Raw genomic sequence first — 23,733 nt, 5'->3', positions numbered from 1 at the left:
GTATCTTGGTGCAAAGGCGGAACACGGTTAAGGCAAAATGAAAACGGCTATCGCCGCGTGCTCTCGACCCGTTGAAAAGGCGAGCAGCCCCACCGGCAATCCGAGGCTGTTGCCGTCTAAGCGGTGATGAAGGCATCGACTGTACCTGAAAGCGATCGATCGATTGCGATGTCGGGTGGAAGCCATTCCATGACAGGATATCGGAAAGGCCAAGGCATGGCGATCCGGCGCAAAGAGCCGCTTTCCAGAAAAATCTCATTTACAAGGTCTATGAACCGCCCGCGGTCTCGTTCAACTCGTTTCAAAGTTTGCGAACGAATATAAGCCCGGGGGATTCGTCGCTCCTTCAGAGCTGAGACGGCGTCCGCGATGGATCGAGGATCGGGTGGAACTGTAAGCGAATAATCGTCATCCAGATAAAGGTCTCGGCCACCATGGTTCGGGGTCGTGACAACAGGTAGCCCCGCGAGAAGATATTCTGTGCTGGCGAACATTGGTCCCTCCATTTCAGAGAGACAAATTCCCACGGCTGCACGATTCAGATGCATGTTCACGTGAGCCGGCGCCAATCGGACAGGCTTGCCGGTGCCGTCAAACTCATTGATAAACACGTGACCCGGCGCGAACTCCTTGTGCCGATTTATTCGCGCCCTTTCCGACTCCGTCGTAGATGACCCGACTAAATCACGATAGAAGACAAATGCGCAGCGCTCGATGCCAAAAGACAAGTCGTGGCGTTTCCACGAAGCCAGTTGCGCATTGTAGATTGCATCAAATTCTACAGGGACGTTGTTGAGGGGCTTGAATATGTATTCGGAGGTTGTTGAAGTCTTGTTGTGCAGGACGGCCGCCTCACCGGCCTGGTTCAAGAGATCAGCCTCGGCTTGTGTGTTGGATAGGAAGACTAGCGAGTGACGGGGGTTCCTAAGTCTATGCAGAACGGCATAGGTCCGGATCGTTTTGACGCTGGAATTGTTTTCGATGGACCAGGTTGGCGAGATGAGAAACCAGGCACGGTGGCTGCGTGGAAGGAGAGGCATGTGACTTGCCAATCCCAGGGGCGTACCGGACATTCCCGAATAGGATATGAACGGATCGTCCGACAGCAAACTTGCCTGAAGAGCAGGTTGCGACTTCGCGGAAGGGTGCCCTTTCCGGAGATAGCGGCGATGACGCAACATTGCTCCGACAATCTCGAATACGGTAGGAGGGCGATACCCGTGCTGTAGAGTCAGCATGCGGCAATTACGCGGCCGACTTCAACCGCTTCTCCTCCACGCAATCCCAGAACAGAGCAGCTATATCCGCGCCGCCGAAACGCTGTACCTCGCGCACGCCGGTCGGCGAGGTCACGTTGATCTCGGTCATGTAGTCGCCGATCACGTCGATGCCGACCAGGATGAAGCCGCGTTCCCTGAGCGCCGGCCCGATGCGGGCGCAGATCTCGCGCTCGCGTTCCGTCAGCTCGGTTTTTTCGGCGCGGCCGCCGACATGCATGTTGGAGCGTGAATCGTGATCGGCCGGCACGCGGTTGATGGCGCCGACCGGCTCGCCGTCGATCAGGATGATGCGCTTGTCGCCCTTGCGTACGTCCTTGAGATAGCGCTGCACGATATAGGGCTCGCGGAACAGCTGGCCGAACATCTCGAGCAGCGAGGCGAGATTGCGGTCGGCTTCAAGCAGATGGAAGATGCCGGCGCCGCCATTGCCGTAGAGCGGCTTGACGATGATGTCGCCGAATTGCTTGCGGAAGGCGGCCACCTCCATCGGATCCTTGGTGATCAGCGTTTCCGGCATCAGGTCCGGGAATTCGGTGACGAAGATCTTTTCCGGGCTGTTGCGCACCCAGGCCGGGTCGTTGACCACCAGCGTCTTCGGATGGATGCGCTCCAGTATGTGCGTGGTGGTGATGTAGTTCATGTCGAAGGGCGGGTCCTGCCTCAGCAGCACCACGTCCATCTCGGAAAGGTCGGTGCGCACCTTCTCGCCCAGCGCGTAGTGGTTGCCCTTCTCGTCGCGCACCTGCATCTCCTCGATGCGCGCGAACACCTTGCCGCCCAGCATCGACAGCCGGTCGGGCGTGTAGTGGAAAAGCTTGTGGCCGCGCCGCTGCGCCTCCAGCGACAGCGCGAAGCTGGTGTCGCCGGCGATCGACACGGTGGAGACATGGTCCATCTGGACGGCGATCTTCAGCGGCATTTGCGGTCTCCGGGGAACTCAGACGCCCGATATAAGGAAATCGGCGGCGCCTGCCAATCGTGCTCGCTTGGTGCAGACGCTCAGAGACCCGTTTCGAAATTCGCTCTGGCGAGTCATATGGTGGTGGTTTCGAGAACCGGAGCGGAGCGGACGTTTGGGTCCGTGAGCACCGGAAGCGCAGAAACCGCCATCAGATGGCCGCCAGAGTAGAATTTCCAAACGGTCTCAGCGGTCGAAGACCAGCCTGGAATAGCCGAGGAACGATAGCGCCATCGCGACGACCGAGGCAAAGGCCATCGCGACCAGCGGCGGCAAGGTCGGCAGGGCGAACAGGATGGCGCAATAGACCAGGTAGTTGACGATGCCGGTGGCGATGCCGACGCCGCCATAGCGCGCGCCTTCCAGCGCCAAGCCCCGGCTCGACGGCGAGAAGGTCAAATGGCGGTTCATCTGCCAGGTGACGCAGAGCGCGAAGCCGATCGACAGCACGCGCGCCGCCATCGGGCCGAGCGGCGTCGTGGCAAGCAGCAGCCAGAGCGCCGCCGCGTCGGTGACGAAACCGATGCCGCCGGTAAAGGCGAAGCGGAGGAGGCGGCCCACTATGCCGCCCGCGAGGCCTTGCCCGGCTCGCTCTTCGGTGAGGCCTGCCCGGATATCCCGCGCTCGGCCCGGCCGGAGGAAATCGACAGGTAGAAGATGCGCTTCTGCTCGGCCCGGCCGCGCGACACCGAATCGAGGATCAGCCCGGTCATCATCGAAAGCATGGCCAGAAGCAGCATGCCGATCGACAGCACCCAGGTCGGCATGCGCGGCACCAGTCCCGTCTCCGCGAATTCGACCAGCACGGGTATCATCAGGCCGATGCTGGCCGCCAGGAAGAACAGCGCGAACGTGCCGAAGAAGCGCAGCGGCTGCGTCTCCTTCACCAGCATGGCGAACATCCACAGGATCCTGGCGCCGTCGCGGAAGGTCGACAGTTTCGACGACGAGCCTTCAGGGCGGCGGCCGTAATCGAGCCCCATCTCGCTCACCGGCAGCTTGAGCTGCGAGGCATGCACCGACATCTCGGTCTCGATCTCGAAGCCGCCGGAAACGGCGGGGAAACTCTTGACGAAACGGCGCGAAAACACCCGGTAGCCGGAGAAGATGTCGGTGAAGTCGGTCCCGAACAGGCCCTTGTAAAGGCGGTTGAAGACGCGGTTGCCGAAGGCGTGGCCGTTGCGGCCGGCATCGTCGGTGACGCCGCGCCTGGTGCCCACCACCATGTCGGAGCGCTCCGTCTGCAGCACATTGATCAGCTGCGGCGCATCTTCCGGCGCGTAGGTGCCGTCGCCGTCGGCCATCACATAGATGTCCGCGTCGATGTCGGCGAACATGCGCCGCACCACATTGCCCTTGCCCTGGCGCGGCTCGCGCACGACGGTGGCGCCGGCCGCGCGAGCTTTCAGCGCCGTGAGGTCCTTGGAATTGTTGTCGTAGACATAGATCGCGGCCGAAGGCAGCGCCTCGCGGAACCGCAGCACGACCTCGCCGATCGTCAGCTCCTCATTGTAGCAAGGCAGGAGCACGGCAATAACCGGCTCGTGGCGGACTGCATGCGGCATGTCTGTCTCCGGACGCTCGACCAGCCTCCGGCCGTCCCTGTGCCGGCCCCTCGAGCCGTTTTACTATTTATTGAAGCCGTTAAGGCTAGGTTTAAAACCGATCCTCTCCCTTTAAAGGCCACCGCAATGGGCACAGCCGAGACCGGCGCCGCCACCTGGAAGTCCGATCTGGTGCTGGCGCTGCTTGCCGCCCTGCTCGCCTTCGCCGTCGATGCGTGGGCCGGCTTTGGCCAGCTGACCGATGCCGGCGGCGACAACGACAATCTGCTGCGCCTCGTCGAGGTCCGCGACCTGCTGGCCGGCCAGGGCTGGTTCGACCTGCACCAGTACCGGATGGGGCTGGAAGGCGGCTTCGTCATGCACTGGTCGCGGCTGGTCGATGCCCCGATCGCCGCCATCGCGCTTGCCGCCTCGGCGCTCACCGGCAGCAGGCCGCTTGGCGAGGACGTGGCGCAGGTGCTGTGGCCGGCGCTGCTGCTCTGGTCGAGCTTGTTCTTCACCGCCCGCGCCGCGCGCAGCTTCGGCGGCGGCGGCGCGGTGCTGCCCGCCATCCTGATTGGCGCGGCCGGCTATTATTTCATCGGCATCTACGATCCCGGCGCGCTCGATCATCACAACGTTCAGCTGATGCTCACCATGGCGAGCCTCGCTTTGCTGCTCGAGGCGCCTTCCCGGCGCTGGGCCGCGCTGTTGTCCGGCCTCTGCGCCGCGCTGACGCTCGCCGTCGGCATGGAAACCGTGCCCTACGTCGCCACCATCGGCCTTTGCGTGTCGTTGTTGTTCGTCGCCGATCCGGGCGGCGAGCGGGCGATCGCCCGGGATTTCGGCCTCGGCTTCGCCAGCGTCGCGGCGCTTGTCTTCCTGGTCACCATCCGTCCGTCTGATTGGGGCGCGGCGCAGTGCGATGCCTTCTCGGTCGCGCAGTTCGCCGTCGCGGCCATTGCCGGCATCGGCCTGGCGGCAATCGCCTCCGCCGAACCCGCCGCAGGCAACTGGCGGCGCAGGCTGGCGTCGCTTGCCGCGCTGGGGGTCGTGCTCGGCGTGGTCGTGGCAGTGCTGTTCCCGCAATGCCTCTCGGCGCCCTACGCCTCGCTCGATCCGCGCCTAAAGGAATTGTGGCTCGACCACATCGATGAAGCCCAGTCGCTGTTCACCCTGCTTGTCCGCGATCCGGCGCGTGTCGCGGCGCGTTACGCCACGCCGCTGGTCGCGATCGTCCTGATGGCGCTGCGTTTGCGCCGCGGCGGCTGGCGGCGGCAGGACAGCCTCGTCGCGGCGCTGCTCGCCGTCGCTTTCGCGGTCGGCGCCTGGCAGGTGCGCGGCACCACCTTCTCGATCGCCTTCGCGGTCGTCCCGCTGTCGGCCTGGATCGCCAAATGGCGGGCGCGGGCCGAAACCAGTTCCTCGCTCGGCGTGGCGCTGCGCCTTGCGGCCGTCTGGCTGGTCTCGATCAATCCGGTATGGACGGGCGTCGCCGCGGCCGCCTCGGTCGCGTTCGAAAAAGGCAAGGCCGTCGCTGACGGCACCACGACGGACAAGACCTGCGAGAAGAAGGCCACCTTCGCGCCGCTTGGCGCCATGGCCGATACCACCGTGCTCACGATTTCCAATCTTGGAGCGCCGGTTCTCGTCTACAGCGACCATCGCGTCTTCGCCGGTCCCTATCACCGCAATGTCGCCGGCAATCTCCTGGCGCTGGATGCCTTTCTCGGCTCGGCCGACAACGCGCGCGCAATCGTCGAGGCGCATCGCGTCGGCCTCGTCGCCATCTGCCCCGGCAATGTCGAGACCCTGATCCTGACCCGGAAAGCCCCGCAGGGCTTCCTTGCCGGCCTGCTGCGCGGTTCCGTGCCGGACTGGCTCGAGCCGGCCAGCGAGAAAGGCAGCCCGATCGAGCTCTACCGCGTAAAGCAAGCCGGCTAAAGCAATGTCCCGAAAGGTGCGCAGCGGCCGTCCGTTCGCCTCAAACGGGAGCATCCCGGAAAAGGTCGTTCGATATTTCTATTAGAAAGTACGCATAAACGAATATTTGGGCTGGATTACCGCTTTTTGCCCGAAGCTGAACAACCGCCGGCGAAGCAAGCAACGTTTGCACGACGGAAAATCGATTTTCCGATACTTTTCCTAAACGCTTTGCTGCCAGTCTGGCCGAAAATACCGACATCAGAACAGAGGCATGATGCAAACGACGTTTGGCACCGGTCAGCCAGGCAAGGAAAATACGGATCTGGCCTTCACGGATTCGTTGACCGGGCTCGGCAACCATCGTCGCTTCTTCGACAAGGTCGATCGCCTGATCAGCGACCGCGCCGACGATCCGGCGCCGTTCACCGTCGGCATCCTCGACCTCGACGGCTTCAAGCCGATCAACGACCTGTTCGGCCACAAGGCCGGCGACGATATCCTGATCCAGGTGGCGATGCGGCTGCGCGCCTCGATGGATGGCTACTCCACCGTCTGCCGCATCGGCGCCGACGAGTTCGCCTACCTCTACCCGATGGTGTTCTCGGAGGAACAGGCGGCCGAGAGGTCGCGCATGCTGATCGAGATTCTGTCGGCGCCCTATGATGTCGGCGAACGCACCGCCAGGCTTTCGGCCTCGGTCGGCTGCTCGCTGTTCTATTCCGGCGACGAGACCACCGAGATCCTCATCAACAAGGCCGAGACCGCGCTCTATCACGCCAAGCGCTCGGGCCGCGGCCGCGTCGTCGTCTACACCCGGGAGATGGAAGAGGCGGCCAAGCGAGTCACCCGCATCGAGCAGGCGCTGCGCCGCGCCGTCTCGGCGGGCGAGGTCGAACCGCATTTCCAGCCGATCGTCGACTTGAACAGCCGACGCACCATCGGCTTCGAGACGCTGGCGCGCTGGACGGACCGCGACCTCGGCGTCGTGCCGCCTTCCGTCTTCATCCCGATCGCCGAGGAACGCGGCATCATCGGCCCGCTGTCGCAGCTGGTGCTGCGCAAGGCGACCGAGGCGGCGCGCAGCTGGCCGAAGGAATTGTTCCTGTCCTTCAACCTGTCGCCGTCGCAGCTCGTCGACCAGAACACCGGCCTGCATATCCTGGCCATTCTCGACCGCACCGGCTTCGATCCGCGCCGGCTGGAGATCGAGATCACCGAGACCGGCCTGATGAACGATCCGGCCTCGGCCGAGAAGATCGTCGAGGATCTGCGCCGCGTCGGCATCCGTGTCTCGCTCGACGATTTCGGCACCGGCCAGTCGTCGCTCGGCCGCTTGCGCGAGTTCCATTTCGACAAGCTCAAGATCGATCGCGCCTTCGTCTCCTCCATCCTCGACGACCGCCCGTCCGAGCACATCATCCGCGCCATTCTTGCCATGTGCGAGGGGCTCGGCATGGATGTCGTCGCCGAAGGCATCGAGGACGAGGCGCAGGCCGATCGCCTCGTCCAGTTCGGCTGCGCCGGCGGGCAGGGCTATCTGTTCGGCAAGCCGGCCGACGCCGACGCCACCCTCGGCTATCTGCGCGATTCCTATCGCGGCGCGTTGCACGCCAAGGCGATCTGACCCCGGCTTTCCGGCCGTTCGCAAGACCGGCGGCCGCCGCTCCGGCACGGCGCTGATCATTTGTCTGACATTTGGGCCGGAGATCCGATATTCCCGCTTGCTCCCGCGCTTTGTCTGGCTAGGATGCGCGCCGGCCAAAGGGAGAAGCGATCATGATGCCATCGGCGCGTTTCGCCGACCTCGACGGCGCCTCGGTGCTGATCACCGGCGGCGGCTCCGGCATCGGCGCCGCGTTGACGGAAGGCTTCATGCGGCAGAACGCGAAAGTCGCCTTCATCGATATCGCCGACAAGCCAAGCACTGCCCTTGCCGACCGGCTGGAAAAGGAGCTTGGCCGCCGCCCGCTCTATCTCAAGGCCGACCTGCGCGACATCGAGGCGCTGCGCGCCGCCGCGGCCAGGGCGGCCGAGGCGCATGGCGACGTCACGGTGCTGGTCAACAATGCCGCGCTCGACGAGCGCCATGCGGTCGAGGACGTCACCGTCGAGTTCTGGGACAACAACCTCGCCGTCAATCTGCGGCCGCATTTCTTCACCGCGCAGGCGGTGGCGCCCGGCATGAAGCGCGCCGGCGGCGGCTCGATCATCAACTTCACCTCCACCTCCTATCTGATCAACCACCCCGACATGCCGGCCTACACCGCGGCCAAGGCAGGCATACTCGGCCTGACCAAGGGCCTTGCCGGCAAGCTCGGCGGCGACCGCATCCGCGTCAACGCGGTGGCGCCGGGCTGGGTCATCACCGAACGGCAGCGCGAGCTTTGGGTCACCGATGAGGGACTTGCCGCCCATGTCGCCAAGCAATGCATCAAGCAAGTAATGCAGCCCGACGACATGGTGGGCACGGTGCTGTTCCTGGCGTCGGATGCTTCGCGCATGCTCACCGCGCAGATGTTGATCGTCGACGGAGGCTTCCTGTGAGCCCGGCACCCGCGGTCGCCGCGCTCGACTGGGGCACGACCAGGCTCAGGGCCTGGCTGCTCGACCGTATGGGCAAGGTTCTTGCCGAGCGGCGCGGTGACGACGGTCTGATCACCGCCCGCGAAAAAGGTTTTGCCAACGTGCTGGAAGGCCATCTTGGCGCCATGGGCGCGCCGGACACGCTGCCCGTCATCATCTGCGGCATGGCCGGTTCCCGGCAAGGCTGGATCGAGGCGCCCTACGTCACCGTACCGGCGCCGATCGGCGCCATCCTGCGCGGCGCCGCCCGCATCGAGGGCTCGAGCCGCGATATCCGCATCGTGCCGGGCCTCGCGCAGCGCCTGGCCGAAGCACCGGATGTCATGCGCGGCGAGGAAACCCAGCTTGCCGGCGCCGGTTTGCCGGCAAAGGGACGCCATCTCGTCTGCATGCCCGGCACGCATTCCAAATGGGTCGCGGTCGAGGATGGCTCGGTCGAAGGTTTTGGCACCTGGCCGACCGGCGAATTGTTCTCTGTATTGGCCACGCACTCGATCCTGAAACATTCGCTGGACGAGCATCCCGCTCCGGTCGCCGCGGACAGCCCGTTCTTCGGGCAGTGGTGCGAGCGGGCCTTGGGCGAGGGCGGTGACGTCACCTCGAAACTGTTTGCCATCCGCGCCGCCGGCCTCTTGCAGGATCTGCAGCCCGCCGATGCGGCGGCATGCCTGTCCGGACTTCTGATCGGCGGCGAGATCGCCTCGGCAAGGCGCCGCTATGGCGCGAGCGATGCACCGGTGGCGCTGGTCGCCTCCGGCGCGCTGGCCACGCTTTATGGCGCCGCGCTCGGCCTTGCCGGCCTTGCTTTTCGCACTGTCGACGCCGATGAAGCTGTGCGCGCCGGTCTCGTCGAGGCCGCGCGCGAGAACGGCATGATTGGAGGCGCTTGATGAGCCAGACCGCACCCTTCCCGAAGCTGAAACGCGGCCTTGTCGGCATCTTGCGCGGCTTGAAGCCTTCCGAAGCCGTGGCGATCGGACGGGCGATCCATGATGCCGGCATCGAGGCGATCGAAGTGCCGCTCAATTCGCCGGAGCCGTTCGTCTCCATCGCCGATCTGGTCAAGGCGCTCCCGCAGACCGCGCTGATCGGCGCCGGCACGGTGCTGACGGCGACGGACGTCGATGCTTTGCACAAGGCTGGCGGACGCCTGCTGGTCAGCCCCAACATCGATGCCGAGGTCATGGGCCGCGCCATGCATCATGGCATGGTGACGATGCCAGGCGTGTTCACGCCCACCGAGGCTTTCCAGGCGATCCGGCTCGGCGCCTCGGCGCTGAAATTCTTCCCCGCCAGCGTGCTTGGATCGAGCGGCATCGCGGCGATCCGCGCCGTGCTGCCGGCAACGACGCTGGTCGGCGCCGTCGGCGGCGTTTCCGACAGGGATTTTGCCGGCTACAAGGCGGTCGGCGTCAGCGTCTTCGGCCTGGGGTCGAGCCTCTACAAGCCGGGCGCGACGGTCGAGGATGTGGCGCAGCGCGCCCGCGCCGCGGTCGCCGCCTGGGATGAAGCTTTCGGAGTGGCGTGATGGACGGCGTTTCGGTTTTTTCCGACCATATCTGCGAGCTCGGCGAAGGCCCGAGCTACGATCCCGCCACCGACACGCTGTTCTGGTTCGACATCGTCAACGGCAAGCTTCTGGAAAAGCCGCTCGCCGGCGCGCTGAAGGTGCATGACCTCGGCACCATGGCCAGCGCCATCGCCGTCATCGACGACGACCGCCAGCTCATCGCCACCGAGGTCGGCCTGCAGGTCCGGGACGTCAAGACCGGCAGGCTGACGCTGCACACGCCGATCGAGGCCGACAACCCGCTGACGCGCTCCAACGATTCCCGCGTTCATCCCTGCGGCGCCTTCTGGACCGGCACGATGGGCAAGGACGAGGAGAAGGGTGCCGGCTCGATCTACTGGTTCTTCAAGGGCGAGCTGCGCCGGCTGTTTTCGGGCATCACAGTCTCGAATTCCATCTGCTTCTCAGAGGACGGCAAAATCGCCTACTACACCGACACCGCGACCGGGCTTCTGATGCGCGTCGCCTGCGATCCGGCGACCGGCCTGCCCGCCGGTGAAGTGAAAGTGTTCGTCGATCATCGCTCCTCGAAAGGCTATGTCGACGGTTCAGTCGTCGACTGCGACGGCGTGCTTTGGAACGCCGTCTGGGGCGGCAGGGCGGTGAAGGCCTATGCGCCCGACGGCAGGCTGCTGCGCGAGATCGCCATGCCGGTGACGCAGGCGTCCTGCCCGGCCTTTGTCGGCCAGAAAGCCGACCGGTTGGCGGTGACCTCGGCCTGGAAAGGCAAGGACGAGAAGCAGCGCGCGCTCGATCCGCAGGCCGGCATGACCTTCCTGCTCGACATTCCGGTCAAAGGCCGCTTCGAGCCGCGGGTGCTGATCGCCTGAGCGGAACGGCGCGGCGCTGTCGCGCAACCGTCTGGCCCGGTCGGTTTCCCGCAAGCCAATCATGGGCGCCATGCGATGGTGACGGCTGGCGTCCATCCAGAGCAGTCCATCCATGCCGCGTAGCAATCCCAAGCTGATCCTCGTCCATGAGCCCGAGAAGGCTTGTTTCGACCGGCTGGTCGCAGACGGCCATGCGCCGGAGCGCGCCGCCGAGATATCGTCCTACCTGGCGCAGTCGACCGATCTCGCGCCCGATTTCGATGCGCTGGCCGCCGCCTGCGACAAGCGCGGCTTCGCCTTCGCACCGGTGGAACTGGATGCCGCCGCAAACGCCCTTGCCGAGGCCCGCCCGGACATCGCGCTGGTCTGGACGCTGACCGACGGCATCGCCTATTTCCGTGGCGGCGCCGCGCCCGCGCTCGCCCGCCTCAACGGGCTGCGCACCATCGGCGCCGACGATTCGCTGTTCGCGCTTTGTCAGGACAAGTTCCGCTGCGGCGCCGTGCTTGGCGCTCTCGGTCTTCCGGCGCCGCAAGCAGGCCTTGCCCGCCGCGGCGAATGGCTCGTCGAGCCGCCGCCGTCGCCTGCCGGTTGGTTCGTGAAACCCAACCGGCTCGGCGCCAAGATCGGCATCTGGCCGGATTCCCGGGTCACCGATCTCGGCCATGCGCTGGAGCTTAGCCGGCGTGTCTTTTCCCATTATCGCGACGACGTCGTCGTCCAGCCCTATGTCGCCGGCCGTAACGTGCGCGCGAGCTTCCTCGGGTTGAAACCCGAAACCGGCATCGAGGCTTTGGGCATCTTCTTCGTCGATTCCGGCGGCGACTTCCAGACCATGGCCGACTCGATGGCGCTCTACGGCGAAACCGGCCAGGCCGCGAAGGATGCAGGCACCTATGCCGAGCCGGAGCTCGAGCCCGTCGCCTCGAGCCAGCCGGCGGCCGACCGGAAAATCCGCGCCATTGCCCAAAAACTGATAAGCGGCCTTGCCCTGCGGGATGTCTTTTCCGTCGATTTCAGGGTCGAGGCCGACGACACCGTGCATCTCATCGAGTTCGAGGTGTGCCCCGGCCTGCCCTGTTTCGATTTTCGCGACTATTGCCGCAGGCAGTGGGGCCTGAGCCTCGCCGATGCAATGGCGGAGACGGCGGCCAACCGGCTCTTTGGTTGGGACAGGCTCTCGGCGCGATAGCCGCGCCTTGACGCTTCATTCATCGCCTCTACTGTCGCGGCTGTGTCAACGAGAGCCGCGCAATGAACACAACGCCCGTCAGCGTTCAAAGTCTCCACCATCATTTGAAGCGCATGAGCGGCCGCGACCCGCATGAGGAGCATCGCGTCGCCACGCCGCTCGAGCTGCTCTTCGACCTGACGTTCGTCACCGCTTTCGGCCTCGCCTCCTCGCAACTGGCGCATGCCCTGGCCGAGGGCCACTACGCGGCCGGGCTGCTCGGCTTCGGCTTCGCCAGCTTCGCCATCTGTTGGGCCTGGATCAATTTCTCCTGGTTCTCCTCGGCCTATGACACCGACGACTGGGTCTTCCGCCTCATCACCATGGTGCAGATGATCGGCGTGCTGGTGCTGGCCATCGGCCTGCCGCGCATGTTCGCCTCGATCGAGCATGGCGAGCATCTCGACAATTCCGTCATGGTGCTGGGCTACGTCATCATGCGCGTCGCCATGATCTTCCAGTGGCTGCGCGCGGCAAGGCAGGATCCCGCGCGGCGCGGCATCTGCCTCACCTATGTCACGGCCATCGCCATCGCCCAGGTCGGCTGGGTGGTGCAGATCCTGGTCGATTTCTCGATCGAGACCAGCGCCGTGCTCGCCGTCGTCCTGCTGCTGGTCGAGCTTGCCGGGCCCGTGCTCGCCGAGCGCAGGAATGGCGGCACGCCCTGGCATGCGCATCACATGGCCGAACGCTACAGCCTGTTCGCCATCATCGCGCTCGGCGAAGGGGTTGTCGGTACGCTGGCCTCGTTGTCGGCCGTCGTCGAGGAGCAAGGCTGGAACCTCGATGCCGCGCTTGTCGGCGTCGCCGGCACCGGTCTCACCTTCGGTATGTGGTGGTGCTACTACATGCTGCCGTCGGCGCCGATCCTGCATGCGCACCGCGACCGCTCATTCGTCTGGGGCTACGGCCAGATGCTGATCGTGGCCGCGATCGTCGCCACCGGCGCCGGCCTGCATGTCGCGGCCTATTTCATCGAGCACAAAGCCCATATCGGGCCGCTGGCGACGCTGCTCTCAACAGCGATCCCGCTCGCCATTTTTCTCGGCGGGGTCTATGCGCTCTACTATTATCTCATGCGGCGCTTCGATCCGTTCCACATCTGGCTGCTGCTGGCCACGGCGGCGGTCGTGGCGCTTGCCGTCATCGCCGCCATTGCCGGCGTCGACATGGCGGCCTGCCTGATCATCCTGACGCTGGCGCCGGCGATCACCGTCGTCGGCTATGAAATCCATGGCCACCGGCATGAGGCGGAATCGCTCGCCATCGACGAGCGGCACACGCTGCACTGACGGGTCTAATGCATGTCGCGCAAAAGTGGCCTCGGTTTTGCGACAACGACATGCATCAAGCAACGACCTAAAGCGCGTCGCGTGAATCCGTTTCCACGCGACGCGCTTTAGATGCCCTCGACCAGCACGATCTCGCCGTCGGCCACTTTCTGGCGGATGGCGACGGCGCGCTGGTATTCCGGCGAGTGGTAGCAGTCATGCGCCGCCGCAAGCGATTCGAACTCGATGATGACGTTGCGGGCCCGGCCCGGCCCTTCGGCCTTTTCGTGCTCGCCGCCGCGCGCCAGGAACTTCGCGCCGAAGCGGTCGAAGGCGAGCTTCGCGGCGGCGACATAGTCCTTGTAGCCCTCGGCGTCGCGCACATCGACACGGGCGATCCAATATCCCTTAGGCATTCTCTTTCTCCTGTCTGTTTTCGCGAACGAGGACCAGTTCCGAAAGTCGCTCCGGCGAGCCAGCTGGTGGTGTTTCGAGAACCGGCTTTCGCCGGCCGTAACCTTCATGGAACGGAGACTTATGGGGGCTTCGGCCGGCGAAGGCCGGAGCGTACTTAAAGTACGTGAGCACCGGAAGCGCAGAAAACGCCGCCAAATGACCGCTGGAGTAGAATTTCGAAACTGGTCCTCAGGCGGATTGCATTTCGGCGAGAATTGCCTCGGCCGCCGCGCGCCGGTCGGGCGCCGCGACGATCGGCCGGCCGACGACCAAGTGGCTGGCGCCGTTGCGGATCGCCTGCGCCGGCGTCACCACGCGTTTCTGGTCGCCATGGTCGCTGCCGGCCGGCCGGATGCCCGGCGTCACCACCGCCAGGTCGGGTCCGACGATCCGGCGCACCGCTTCAGCTTCCTCCGCCGAGCAGACGATGCCACCCATGCCGGCGTGCAGCGCCTGTTCGGAGCGCCTGAGCACCAGCGTGTGCGGGTCGTATTCATAGCCGGCGTCGATCACGTCCTGCTCGTCCATCGAGGTCAGCACCGTCACGCCGAGCAGGCACAGATCGCTGCCCTTGGCCGCCTCGACCGCTGCTTTCATGGCCCTGGGGTAGGCATGCAGCGTCAGCATCGTCATGCCCATCCTGACGATGTTTTCGACGCCCTTGGCGACCGTGTTGTCGATGTCGAGCAGCTTCATGTCGAGGAACACCTTGGTGCCGCCGCTGGCGAGTTCCCGCGCGAAGTCCAATCCGCCGGCGAAGATGAGTTGGTAGCCGATCTTGTAGAAGGAAACGGTGCCTTCGAGCTCGCGCACCGCTCTCTCGGCCTCCTTCAGCGTCGCCAGGTCGAGCCCGACGATCAGCCGCTCCCGCATCGTGCCGGCCTCCGCGAAGCTGATCACGCCTCGATCCTGGTCGACAGCATGCGCGAGGTTTCGATCAGTGTACGGCATAGGCGCTCCATCGATTGGTGTAGTCTGGCATCCCTGAACTGTCCGTCCTCGGCGAACGCCGTGTCGGCCTCGGAGACCGAGCATTCCGGGGTGATCACCTCCATCTGGCAGCGCACCAGCACCGCGCGCAGATGGTTGATGCAGCGTATGCCGGCGAACTTGCCTTCCGACGAGGAGCAGAGCCCTGCGGGCTTGCTGGCAAGTGGCCTGAACGCGCGGCTGCCGTCGCGCCGTATCCGGCTCACCCAGTCGATGCTGTTCTTGAGCAGCGGCGGGATCGAGCCGTTATATTCGGGCGTCGCGATCAGCAACCCGTCATGCGCCGCGATCTGGCGGCCGAGCTTGACCGCGTTCTCGGGGAGGCCTTTTTCCTTTTCCAGGTCCTCGTCCATGATCGGCAGCGGATAATCGCCAAGCGAGATGCGCGTCACCTCGGCGCCCTGCATGGCCAGTTCCTTCTGCGCCGCATCGGCGGTCCGGCCGCTGAAGGCGCCGGTCCGGACCGAGCCGGCGAAGACGAGGATTCTTGGGATCACGGGCATTGCTTCGCAAAAGGCAGTAGGGAATAGGCATTAGGCATTAGGCATTAGGCATTAGGAGAGTGGTTTCCTGACTATTCCCTACTGCCTTATCCCTCCCTTCGGTAGATCCAAAGCTGCGTCGGCGGGATGTTGCGGATGATGAAATCGAAATGCTTGACCGTGTAGTTGCCGCGGCCGGGCGGGATCGGCGACAGCGGGCCGTAGGTCAGCTGCACGATCGGCCTGCCGGCGGGAATGCGGTCGAGCAGGCTTTCGATATAGGCGATGCGCTGGGCGACCGGGAAGTTGAGCAGCGGCACGCCGGAAACGACCGAATCGAACACCATGTCGCGCTTGTCGCCGAGCGTGGCATTGAGATTGAAGGCGTCGCCCTCGATCACGTTGACGCCCGGATAGAGTCCGCGCAGATGGCGCACGAAGTCGGTCGAATATTCGACCGCGTAGAGGTTTTCGGGCTTCACGCCCTGGGCCAGGATGGCGCGGGTGATGACCCCGGTGCCGGGCCCGACCTCGAGCACCGGCAGGCCCGATCTCGGATTGACGATCGACGCCATCTTGCGGGCGGTGATGGAACTGGTGGGAACGATCGAGCCGACGGTTTTCGGCTTGTCGATCCAGCCTTTGAAGAACTTCAGCTCGTCGTCGAATTTTTCCGCCAGCGCTTTGCGCAACCCGGGACTACGTGCCATGCGAGCTCTCCTCAATGCTCACCCCCCGATCCGCTACTTAGCAGTTGGGTGGGACAAGGCAAGGCGTCAACCTGGCATAAGGTGTTGACGACGCTTGGGAAGCCGAACGCACGTCGCTCAAAAGCGCGAAGCGGTTTTGCGACAACGACTTGCGTCAACAAGACCTCAGCCTTCGCCGAACGACTCGAAGAAGTCCTTCATGCGGGCGAAAAAGCCGCTCGACTGGGGCGAATTGTCCTTCGAGGAGAGTTGCTCGAACTCTTCCAGCAATTCGCGCTGGCGGCGCGACAGGTTCTGCGGCGTCTCGACCGCCGTCTGGATGTAGAGGTCGCCGACATTGGGCTGGCGCAGCACCGGCATGCCCTTGCCCTTGAGGCGGAACTGGCGGCCGTTCTGCGTGCCTTCCGTCACCTTGACCTTGGTCTGCGTGCCGTCGAGCGTGGTGACCTCGAAGGAGCCGCCAAGCGCTGCCGTCGTCATCGAGATCGGCACCTTGCAGTAGAGATCGGCGCCGTCGCGCTGGAAGAATTCGTGCGGCTTGACCGCCAGGAAGATGTAGAGGTCGCCGGACGGTCCGCCGCGCAGGCCGGCTTCGCCCTCATTGGCCAGCCGGATGCGGGTGCCGTCCTCGATGCCGGCCGGGATGTTGACCGACAGCGAGCGCTCCTCGGTGACGCGGCCCTGTCCGGCGCATTTCGGGCAGGGGTCCTTGATCGTCTGGCCGCGGCCCTGGCATTGCGGGCAGGTGCGTTCGATCGAGAAGAAGCCTTGCGTGGCGCGCACCTTGCCGTGGCCGTGGCACATCGAACAGGTCACCGGCTGCGTGCCGGGCTTGGCGCCGCTGCCGGAGCATTCCGAGCACGAGATTGAAGCCGGCACCCGAATCTGCGCCGTCTTGCCGCAAAAGGCTTCTTCCAGCGTGATTTCCATGTTGTAGCGCAGGTCGGCACCGCGTTCGCGGCCGCCGGAGGAGCGGCGCTGGCGGCCGCCCATCATGTCGCCGAAGATATCCTCGAAGATGTCGGCGAAGCCGCCGGCGCCGAAACCATGCGCGGCTCCGTTCATGCCGCCCTGCTCGAAGGCGGCATGGCCGAAACGGTCATAGGCGGCGCGCTTCTGCGGGTCCTTCAGCGTCTCGTAGGCTTCGTTGATTTCCTTGAACTTGTGCTCGCAGGCGCCGTCACCCGGGTTGCGGTCGGGATGGAACTGCATGGCGAGCTTACGGAAAGCGCTCTTGAGTTCCTTGTCGTCGGCGCCTTTTTGCACGCCCAGCGTTTCGTAGAAATCAGCTTTCATTTTTTCCCGCTGTCCGGATGCTCAATGTCTTCAAGCATTGTTGGCGACGTTTGCCGGCACGTTCTTGGATTTAGGAGCGATGTTTCCCGGATGCTAGTACCAGGCCGGCGCCGCTCCGGGTTTTTCTGTCACTTTTTCGACTGGGGTTGCAAAAAAGCCCGGCCTTGCGCCGGGCTTTTCGCATGATCCGCCGTCAGCCGGCTCAGGCCGACTTCTTCTTGTCGTCGTCTTCGTCGATTTCCTCGAAGTCGGCGTCGACCACGTCCGAATCCTTGGCGGCATCCGCCTTGGCGTCGGCTTCGGCCGCTTCCTTCTGCGAGGCCTCGTACATGGCCTGGCCGAGCTTCATCGAAGCTTCGGCAAGCGACTGCGACTTGGCCTCGATATCGGCCGGGTCGTCGCCTTCGGCCGCGGCCTTCAGCGCGGCGATGGCGTCGGCGATCGCGGTGCGGTCAGCCTCCGAGACCTTGTCGCCATAGTCCTTGAGCGACTTCTCGGAAGAATGCACCAGCGCTTCGGCCTGATTGCGCGCCTCGACGAGGGCACGGCGCTTCTTGTCCGCGTCGGCATTGGCCTCGGCGTCCTTCACCATCTTCTCGATGTCGGCGTCGGACAGGCCGCCGGAAGCCTGGATGCGGATCTGGTGCTCCTTGCCGGTGCCCTTGTCCTTGGCCGAGACGTTGACGATGCCGTTGGCGTCGATGTCGAAAGTGACCTCGATCTGCGGCACGCCGCGCGGGGCCGGCGGGATGCCGACCAGGTCGAACTGGCCGAGCATCTTGTTGTCGGCCGCCATTTCGCGCTCGCCCTGGAAGACCCGGATCGTCACCGCCGACTGCGAATCCTCGGCGGTCGAGAAGGTCTGGCTCTTCTTGGTCGGGATCGTGGTGTTGCGCTCGATCAGCCTGGTGAACACGCCACCCAGCGTCTCGATGCCCAGCGACAGCGGCGTCACGTCGAGCAGCAGAACGTCCTTGACGTCGCCCTGCAGCACGCCGGCCTGGATGGCCGCGCCGAGAGCGACGACCTCGTCCGGGTTGACGCCCTTATGCGGCTCCTTGCCGAAGAACTGCTTCACGATCTCCTGGATCTTGGGCATGCGGGTCATGCCGCCGACCAGCACCACTTCGTCGATCTCGCCGGCCTTCAGGCCGGCATCCTTGAGCGCCGCCTTGCAGGGCTCGATCGTGCGCTGCACGAGGTCCTCGACCAGGCTTTCGAACTTCGCCCGGGTGAGCTTCATCGTCAGGTGCTTCGGGCCGCTGGCGTCGGCGGTGATGAAGGGCAGGTTGATTTCGGTCTGCGTCGTTGACGACAGCTCGATCTTGGCCTTTTCCGCGGCTTCCTTGAGGCGCTGCAGGGCAAGCTTGTCGTTCTTCAGGTCGATGCCCTGTTCCTTCTTGAACTCGGCCGCCAGATACTCGACGAGCCGCATGTCGAAGTCCTCGCCGCCAAGGAAGGTGTCGCCGTTGGTCGACTTCACCTCGAAGACGCCATCGCCGATTTCCAGCACGGAAATATCGAAGGTGCCGCCGCCAAGGTCATAGACGGCGATCGTCTTGCCGTCCTTCTTCTCCAGGCCATAGGCGAGCGCCGCGGCCGTCGGCTCGTTGATGATGCGCAGCACCTCAAGGCCGGCGATCCTGCCGGCGTCCTTGGTCGCCTGGCGCTGGGCGTCGTTGAAATAGGCCGGAACGGTGATGACCGCCTTCTCGACCTTCTCGCCGAGATAGGCTTCCGCCGTCTCCTTCATCTTCTGCAGGATCATGGCCGAGATCTGGCTGGGCGACTGCTTCTTGCCGCCGGCCTCGACCCACGCGTCGCCATTGTCGCCCTTGACGATCTTGTAGGGGACAAGTTTCTTGTCCTTTTCCGTCACCGGGTCGTCATAGCGGCGGCCGATCAGACGCTTGACCGCGAAGATGGTGTTTTCCGGATTGGTGACCGCCTGGCGCTTGGCCGGCTGGCCGACGAGACGTTCGCCGTCATTCGAGATGGCGACGATGGAAGGCGTCGTGCGCGCGCCCTCAGCGTTCTCGATCACCTTGGGGTCCTTGCCATCCATGATGGCGATACAGGAATTGGTAGTGCCGAGATCGATACCGATAACTTTTGCCATTGTTCTAGTCTCTCCTCTAAGCAGGCTCTCAGGACCCTTCAAAAGGCGTTCCGACGAAAGCCCCTGTTCACAAGAAATCCCATCGCGGTCCCCGCTTTTCGAGGCCGGACGGCTGGCGCGTATATAAGAACAGGCGACACAAGGCGCAAGCATTCTGCGCAAGGTGTCCGTCGTCTCGACGCGGGCCGGAAGGCGAGCTGCCGCGCCTTACGGCAGGACCGGCGCGAGATCGCGCTATCGCATTGTTCCGGATCGCTTTTTTGAAACAGGCGCGGTCGACGACGCGCGGATAGGCCTTCCGGGCAGGGCAAGGCTTGCCCTGGCGGGCGTGACTTTCGGTCGCGAAAGAGCCCGAAATCCGCGTTGCCGCCATGGGTTCGGCACCTGGCGACGAGATTTGAAGAGCGCCCGGCGCCCTGGCAAAAGCCCTGCCGGTCCACGCGCCCGGCAGGGTGTTCCGGGCTTAGAGCCCGTTGTCCTTGAGAATCTTGGCGGCGTTGTCCTTGGTGACCTTTTCCGTCGGCAGCGTGATGGTCTTCTCGACCTTCTCGCCGTTCAGGAACTTGATCGCCTGGCGCAGGCCCTCGGCGCCCGGCGTGACATAGGTGAAGGTCGCCGTCAGCTCGCCCTTGTTCACCATCTGCACGCCTTCGTTGGGCAGGCCGTCGATGCCGATGAACTTGATGTCCTTTTCGCGCCCGACGTCCTTGGCCGCGAGATAGGCGCCATAGGCCATCGGGTCGTTGTGGCCGTAGACCAGGTCGATCTTCTCGTTGGTCTTCAGCGCGTTGGCCATGATGTTGTAGGCCTGGTCCTGCTTCCAGTCGCCCGACTGCTGGTCGAGCAGGTACTTGATGCCCGGTTCCTTGTCGGTGAATTCATGGAAGCCGTCATGGCGGTCATGCGCCGGCTGCGTTCCCATGCCGCCCCAGATCTCGACGACATTGCCGGCGGCCTTGCCCTTGCCGCCGAGGAGCTCGACGGCGTATTCGCCCGCGGCGCGGCCGATCAGCGCGTTGTCGCCGCCGACGAACTGCGTGTAATCCTTGGTGTCGACATTGCGGTCGAGCACGAAGACCGGGATCTTGGCGTCGATCGCCTGCTGCACCACGCCGGTGAGGCCGGCCGATTCCTTCGGCGACACCAGCAGCGCGTCGACCTCCTGGCGGATCAGGTTCTCGACATCGGCGACCTGCTTTTCGGTCTTGTCCTCGCCGTCGGTGATGATCAGCTCGACGTCCGGGTGCTTGGCGGCCTCCGCGATGATGTCTTTGTTGAACTGGGCGCGCCAGGGCTCGATGGTCGTCACCTGCGAGAAGCCGATCTTCCACTTCTTGTCCTGGGCAAAGGCATGGTTGCCGGACAAGATTGCGGTGGTCGTCAGAAGTGCCGCCGCGAAAGTGGCGAGCTTCAGCATATCACGTCGTTTCATGGTCCTGTTTCCTCCGGATTATAGAGACGAGGTCTCCTGTGACGGTCGCTTGGCCGCGGCCGTTTCCTTTTGCGCCGCCCGTCCGTTGGGCAGGCGCAGATAGCTGAGAAGGTCGCCGGCGTTGCGCTCCTGCACGAGCACGGTGCCGATGATGATCGCTCCCTTCAGCACCAGCTGAAGGTTGGAATTGATGTTGTGCAGCTGCAGGATGTTGGACAGCAGCCCGAAGATCAGCACGCCGCAGAAGGTGCCGATCAGGCTGCCGCGCCCGCCCATCAGGCTGGTGCCGCCGATGACCACGGCGGCGATGGCGTCGAGCTCGAGCCCCGCGCCGGCATCGGGCTTGCCTTGCCGGTATTGCGCGACGTAGAGCACCGCCGCGATGCCGGCGAGCAGGCCGGACACCGCATAAGTGGCGATCTTGACGCGCCCGGCGGCGATGCCCGAAAGCCGCGCGGCCTCCTCATTGCCGCCGATGGCGTAGACATAGCGACCGAAGGGCGTGAAGCGCAGCACCGCGCCGTAGATCACGATCGCGCCGAGGAAGAACAGGCCCGGCATCGGCACGACGCCGAACACCAGCGAACGCAGGATCTCGAATTCGGCGGTGGCGTTGGAGCCGGTGTAGACCGGCAGCACCGCATTGTTCTGGCCGGCGGTCAGCCTGGCGATGCCGAGCGCCGTCACCATCATCGCCAGCGTGACGATGAAGGGCTGCAGCCGCCCGGCGACGATGATGAAGCCGTTGATGGTGCCGAACAGAAGGCCGACGCAAGGCGCCATCAGAAGCACGCCGAGCACACCGAACTTGGTCTCGACCTGCGGCAGCAGGTACCACAGCGAAAGGCAGCATAGGATGACGCCGACCACGCCCGGGATGACCAGCCCGCGCGCCTTGTCCAGCCGCACCTCGCGGCCGGCTTCGGCGCCGGCGCGGGATTTCTCGATGTTGAGCAGGATGAAGCGGGTGACGAGCGCGCCGAGGCACAAGGCGACCAGCGCGGTTGTCGGCACGCCGAGCGCCGCCGACGGCGTGACGCCCGGCACCGTCAGCAGCATGGCGCAGACGACCGAGCAGATCGCCATCAGCGAGCCGACGGAAAGATCGATGCCGCCGGTCAGGATCACCGCCGTCATGCCGGTGGCGATGAGGCCGGTGGTCGACACCTGGCGCAGCACGTCGAGCAGGTTGCCGTAGGACAAAAAGATGTTGTTGCCCTTGGAGCTGATCGGCGAGCCGAACACGCCGATCAGGAAGATGGCGATCAGCCCCCAGTAAAGCTTGGTGCGGGAGAGAAGGCTGATGAGGTTCATGCGGCGGATCTCGCTGTGCGTCTCGGCGCGGCGAGCCGCATGATCGCTTCCTCGCTGGCTTCGGCGCGGGACAGGATGCCGCGCTGGCGGCCCTCCGCCATGACCAGGATGCGGTCGGCGAGATGCAGAAGCTCCGGCAGTTCGGAGCTGATCACGGCAATCGCCAAACCGTCGCTGGCGAGCTTGAAGATGAGGTCGTAGATTTCGCGCTTGGCGCCGACATCGATGCCGCGCGTCGGCTCGTCGAGCAGAAGCACGCGCGGCCGCGTCGCCAGCCATTTGCCGATCACCACCTTCTGCTGGTTGCCGCCCGACAGCGTGCCGGCGGCCTGCTCGATGCTTTCGCAGCGTATGCCGAGCGCACTGACTGCCTCTCGCGCAAGGCCTTGCTCGCCTGAGCGCGAGCGCAAGCCGAAGCGCGCCAGCGCGCCGACCAGGGGCAGGGCGACATTGTCGGTGATCGAGGCCTGAAGATGCAGGCCTTGCGTCTTGCGGTCCTCGGTCACCAGAGCGATGCCGAGCCGGCGGGCCTCGCGCGGCGAGCCGATCTCGACCGGCGCGCCGTCGAGCCGGATCTCGCCGCCGGTGCGGCCGCCGCTGGAGCCGAAGATCGCTTCCAGGATCTCGGTGCGGCCGGAACCCAGCAGCCCGCCGATGCCGAGGATCTCGCCGGCTGCAAGGTCGAAGCCGACGCCGTCGATCACCGTGCGCCAGCCATGCCGGTCGGGCTTCGATAGCGACAGGTCCCTGACCGAGAGCACCACCTTGTCGCCGGGGCCGCCTTCGTGACCGGAGGTAGCGAGGAGGTCGCGCCCGACCATGGCGGAGATGATGGCGTCTTCGCCCAGCCCCGCCATGTCGTCAGTCATCACATGGCGCCCGTCGCGCAGCACCGTCACCCGGCTGGCCAGGTGCATCACCTCGTCGATGCGGTGCGAGATATAGACGATCGCGACGCCGCTCGCCGCAAGCTGGCCGATGATGCGGAACAGCCGCTCGCACTCGGCCGGCGACAGCGCCGAGGTCGGCTCGTCCATGATCAGGATGCGTGCCGATTTCGACAGCGCCTTGGCGATCTCCACCAGCTGCTGCTCGCCGACCCTGAGCGTGCCGACCCGCGCTTCCGGATCGAGCTCGATGCCCAGCCGCCGCAGCAGAGCGCTGGCTGCGCGGCTGCTCGCCTTGCGGTCGACGACCAGCCCGGCGATCAGCTTTTCGCGGCCGAGGAAGATATTGTCGGCGACACTGAGCTCGGGGACGAGGTTGAGCTCCTGGTGGATGATGGCGATGCCGGCGTCCTCGGCGTCGCGGACACCGGTGAAACGCACCGGCTGGCCATCGATAGCCACGGCGCCTTCGTAATCGGTATAGACGCCGGAGAGGATCTTCATCAGCGTCGACTTGCCGGCGCCGTTCTCGCCCATCAGCGCATGCACCTCGCCGGGCCTGAGGTCCAGGCTCACATCGGACAGCGCGGCGATGCCGCCAAATCGCTTGGAAATGCCGGTCGCGCTCAGGACGACGGCGGGACCGTCGGCGGTCGCGTTGCCAGTCGTGATGGAATCAGCGCGCTGCATGGCAAAAGGACGGCCTCCCTCCGTCGTCTTCAACTGTCCGAACGCTAATCTAAACGTTTCGAATATGTCAAGCGCCTATCTCCTCACTGAGGATTGATGCATTTCAATTCTTGCGAAAAACACCGAGTTTACGTAGGTTTAGCCAAATAGGGGCGGCTAAACGT

At 64.7% G+C, this 23,733-nt stretch carries 22 protein-coding genes; 8 read left to right on the top strand and 14 right to left on the bottom strand.

Going from position 1 to position 23,733, the window contains the following annotated elements; genetic code table 11:
* Positions 1-116: 116 nt before the first annotated feature.
* From FJW10_RS18490 to FJW10_RS18475, 4 genes are all read right to left on the bottom strand, one after another.
* Positions 117-869 (bottom strand): glycosyltransferase family 4 protein, encoded by a 753-nt coding sequence (locus tag FJW10_RS18490; protein WP_140901164.1) that lies wholly within the window; start codon positions 867-869, stop codon positions 117-119.
* Positions 870-1,245: 376 nt separating this feature from the next.
* Positions 1,246-2,199, bottom strand: a complete 954-nt coding sequence (gene gshB / locus FJW10_RS18485; protein WP_140834626.1) for a glutathione synthase — start codon at positions 2,197-2,199, stop codon at positions 1,246-1,248.
* 225 nt (positions 2,200-2,424) lie between these two features.
* Positions 2,425-2,799 carry a GtrA family protein gene (locus FJW10_RS18480; RefSeq protein WP_140901163.1) on the bottom strand — a complete coding sequence of 125 codons (375 nt, stop codon included), beginning with the start codon at positions 2,797-2,799 and terminating at the stop codon, positions 2,425-2,427.
* On the bottom strand, positions 2,799-3,803 hold the full coding sequence (locus FJW10_RS18475) for a glycosyltransferase (protein ID WP_140901162.1): 1,005 nt from the start codon (positions 3,801-3,803) through the stop codon (positions 2,799-2,801). Before FJW10_RS18475 ends, FJW10_RS18480 begins: the two co-directional genes overlap by 1 nt.
* Before the next feature lie 126 nt (positions 3,804-3,929).
* On the opposite strand from FJW10_RS18475, the gene FJW10_RS18470 reads away from it, so the two are divergent.
* Positions 3,930-5,726, top strand: a complete 1,797-nt coding sequence (locus FJW10_RS18470) for a GtrA family protein (RefSeq protein ID WP_140901161.1) — start codon at positions 3,930-3,932, stop codon at positions 5,724-5,726.
* A gap of 40 nt (positions 5,727-5,766) precedes the next feature.
* Here the strand turns inward: FJW10_RS18470 and FJW10_RS30490 are convergent, their stop codons facing one another.
* Entirely contained in the window at positions 5,767-6,069 is a 303-nt protein-coding gene (locus FJW10_RS30490) for a hypothetical protein (protein ID WP_181177575.1), read from the bottom strand.
* On the opposite strand from FJW10_RS30490, the gene FJW10_RS18465 reads away from it, so the two are divergent.
* The 7 genes from FJW10_RS18465 to FJW10_RS18435 all read left to right on the top strand — a co-directional run bounded on the left by FJW10_RS18465 (position 5,983) and on the right by FJW10_RS18435 (position 13,214).
* Positions 5,983-7,332 (top strand): EAL domain-containing protein, encoded by a 1,350-nt coding sequence (locus tag FJW10_RS18465; protein WP_140834816.1) that lies wholly within the window; start codon positions 5,983-5,985, stop codon positions 7,330-7,332. The two genes, FJW10_RS30490 and FJW10_RS18465, sit on opposite strands and share 87 nt — an antisense overlap.
* Before the next feature lie 152 nt (positions 7,333-7,484).
* Positions 7,485-8,252 (top strand): SDR family oxidoreductase, encoded by a 768-nt coding sequence (locus FJW10_RS18460; RefSeq protein ID WP_140901160.1) that lies wholly within the window; start codon positions 7,485-7,487, stop codon positions 8,250-8,252.
* The gene (locus FJW10_RS18455; RefSeq protein ID WP_246674300.1) at positions 8,249-9,181 is read left to right on the top strand and encodes a 2-dehydro-3-deoxygalactonokinase; all 933 of its coding nucleotides are present in this window, start codon (positions 8,249-8,251) and stop codon (positions 9,179-9,181) included. The genes FJW10_RS18460 and FJW10_RS18455 overlap by 4 nt, the downstream gene beginning before the upstream one ends.
* Positions 9,181-9,819 carry a 2-dehydro-3-deoxy-6-phosphogalactonate aldolase gene (locus FJW10_RS18450; protein ID WP_140901158.1) on the top strand — a complete coding sequence of 213 codons (639 nt, stop codon included), beginning with the start codon at positions 9,181-9,183 and terminating at the stop codon, positions 9,817-9,819. The genes FJW10_RS18455 and FJW10_RS18450 overlap by 1 nt, the downstream gene beginning before the upstream one ends.
* Positions 9,819-10,691 carry an SMP-30/gluconolactonase/LRE family protein gene (locus FJW10_RS18445; RefSeq protein WP_140901157.1) on the top strand — a complete coding sequence of 291 codons (873 nt, stop codon included), beginning with the start codon at positions 9,819-9,821 and terminating at the stop codon, positions 10,689-10,691. The genes FJW10_RS18450 and FJW10_RS18445 overlap by 1 nt, the downstream gene beginning before the upstream one ends.
* A 112-nt stretch (positions 10,692-10,803) precedes the next feature.
* On the top strand, positions 10,804-11,883 hold the full coding sequence (locus FJW10_RS18440; protein ID WP_140901156.1) for a D-alanine:D-lactate ligase-like protein: 1,080 nt from the start codon (positions 10,804-10,806) through the stop codon (positions 11,881-11,883).
* A gap of 62 nt (positions 11,884-11,945) precedes the next feature.
* Positions 11,946-13,214: a low temperature requirement protein A gene (locus FJW10_RS18435; RefSeq protein ID WP_210239807.1), complete on the top strand. Its 1,269-nt coding sequence runs from the start codon at positions 11,946-11,948 to the stop codon at positions 13,212-13,214.
* A gap of 107 nt (positions 13,215-13,321) precedes the next feature.
* On the opposite strand, the gene FJW10_RS18430 is transcribed toward FJW10_RS18435, so the two are convergent.
* The 9 genes from FJW10_RS18430 to FJW10_RS18390 all read right to left on the bottom strand — a co-directional run bounded on the left by FJW10_RS18430 (position 13,322) and on the right by FJW10_RS18390 (position 23,569).
* Positions 13,322-13,609, bottom strand: coding sequence for a DUF1330 domain-containing protein (locus FJW10_RS18430; RefSeq protein ID WP_040986451.1), 288 nt, complete (start codon positions 13,607-13,609; stop codon positions 13,322-13,324).
* Positions 13,610-13,838: 229 nt separating this feature from the next.
* On the bottom strand, positions 13,839-14,522 hold the full coding sequence (gene pyrF / locus FJW10_RS18425) for an orotidine-5'-phosphate decarboxylase (protein WP_246674303.1): 684 nt from the start codon (positions 14,520-14,522) through the stop codon (positions 13,839-13,841).
* Between the two features lie 23 nt (positions 14,523-14,545).
* Positions 14,546-15,142 carry an NADPH-dependent FMN reductase gene (locus FJW10_RS18420; protein ID WP_140901154.1) on the bottom strand — a complete coding sequence of 199 codons (597 nt, stop codon included), beginning with the start codon at positions 15,140-15,142 and terminating at the stop codon, positions 14,546-14,548.
* Between the two features lie 86 nt (positions 15,143-15,228).
* Entirely contained in the window at positions 15,229-15,831 is a 603-nt protein-coding gene (pmtA, locus tag FJW10_RS18415; RefSeq protein WP_140654565.1) for a phospholipid N-methyltransferase PmtA, read from the bottom strand.
* A gap of 165 nt (positions 15,832-15,996) precedes the next feature.
* The gene (gene dnaJ / locus FJW10_RS18410) at positions 15,997-17,127 is read right to left on the bottom strand and encodes a molecular chaperone DnaJ (protein ID WP_140901153.1); all 1,131 of its coding nucleotides are present in this window, start codon (positions 17,125-17,127) and stop codon (positions 15,997-15,999) included.
* Between the two features lie 202 nt (positions 17,128-17,329).
* Positions 17,330-19,246, bottom strand: a complete 1,917-nt coding sequence (gene dnaK, locus FJW10_RS18405; RefSeq protein WP_140641989.1) for a molecular chaperone DnaK — start codon at positions 19,244-19,246, stop codon at positions 17,330-17,332.
* A 463-nt stretch (positions 19,247-19,709) separates the two neighbouring features.
* Positions 19,710-20,678 carry a substrate-binding domain-containing protein gene (locus FJW10_RS18400; protein WP_140654562.1) on the bottom strand — a complete coding sequence of 323 codons (969 nt, stop codon included), beginning with the start codon at positions 20,676-20,678 and terminating at the stop codon, positions 19,710-19,712.
* 18 nt (positions 20,679-20,696) lie between these two features.
* On the bottom strand, positions 20,697-21,992 hold the full coding sequence (locus tag FJW10_RS18395; protein WP_140901152.1) for an ABC transporter permease: 1,296 nt from the start codon (positions 21,990-21,992) through the stop codon (positions 20,697-20,699).
* A complete protein-coding gene (locus FJW10_RS18390) occupies positions 21,989-23,569 on the bottom strand; it encodes a sugar ABC transporter ATP-binding protein (RefSeq protein WP_140901151.1) in 1,581 nt (526 codons plus the stop codon). The genes FJW10_RS18395 and FJW10_RS18390 overlap by 4 nt, the downstream gene beginning before the upstream one ends.
* Positions 23,570-23,733: the final 164 nt, after the last annotated feature.

It is taken from the genome of Mesorhizobium sp. B4-1-1, from assembly GCF_006439375.1.
GTDB lineage: Bacteria > Pseudomonadota > Alphaproteobacteria > Rhizobiales > Rhizobiaceae > Mesorhizobium.
Note: the sequence above shows the minus strand (reverse complement) of the source record. Positions and strands in the feature narration are given on the sequence as shown.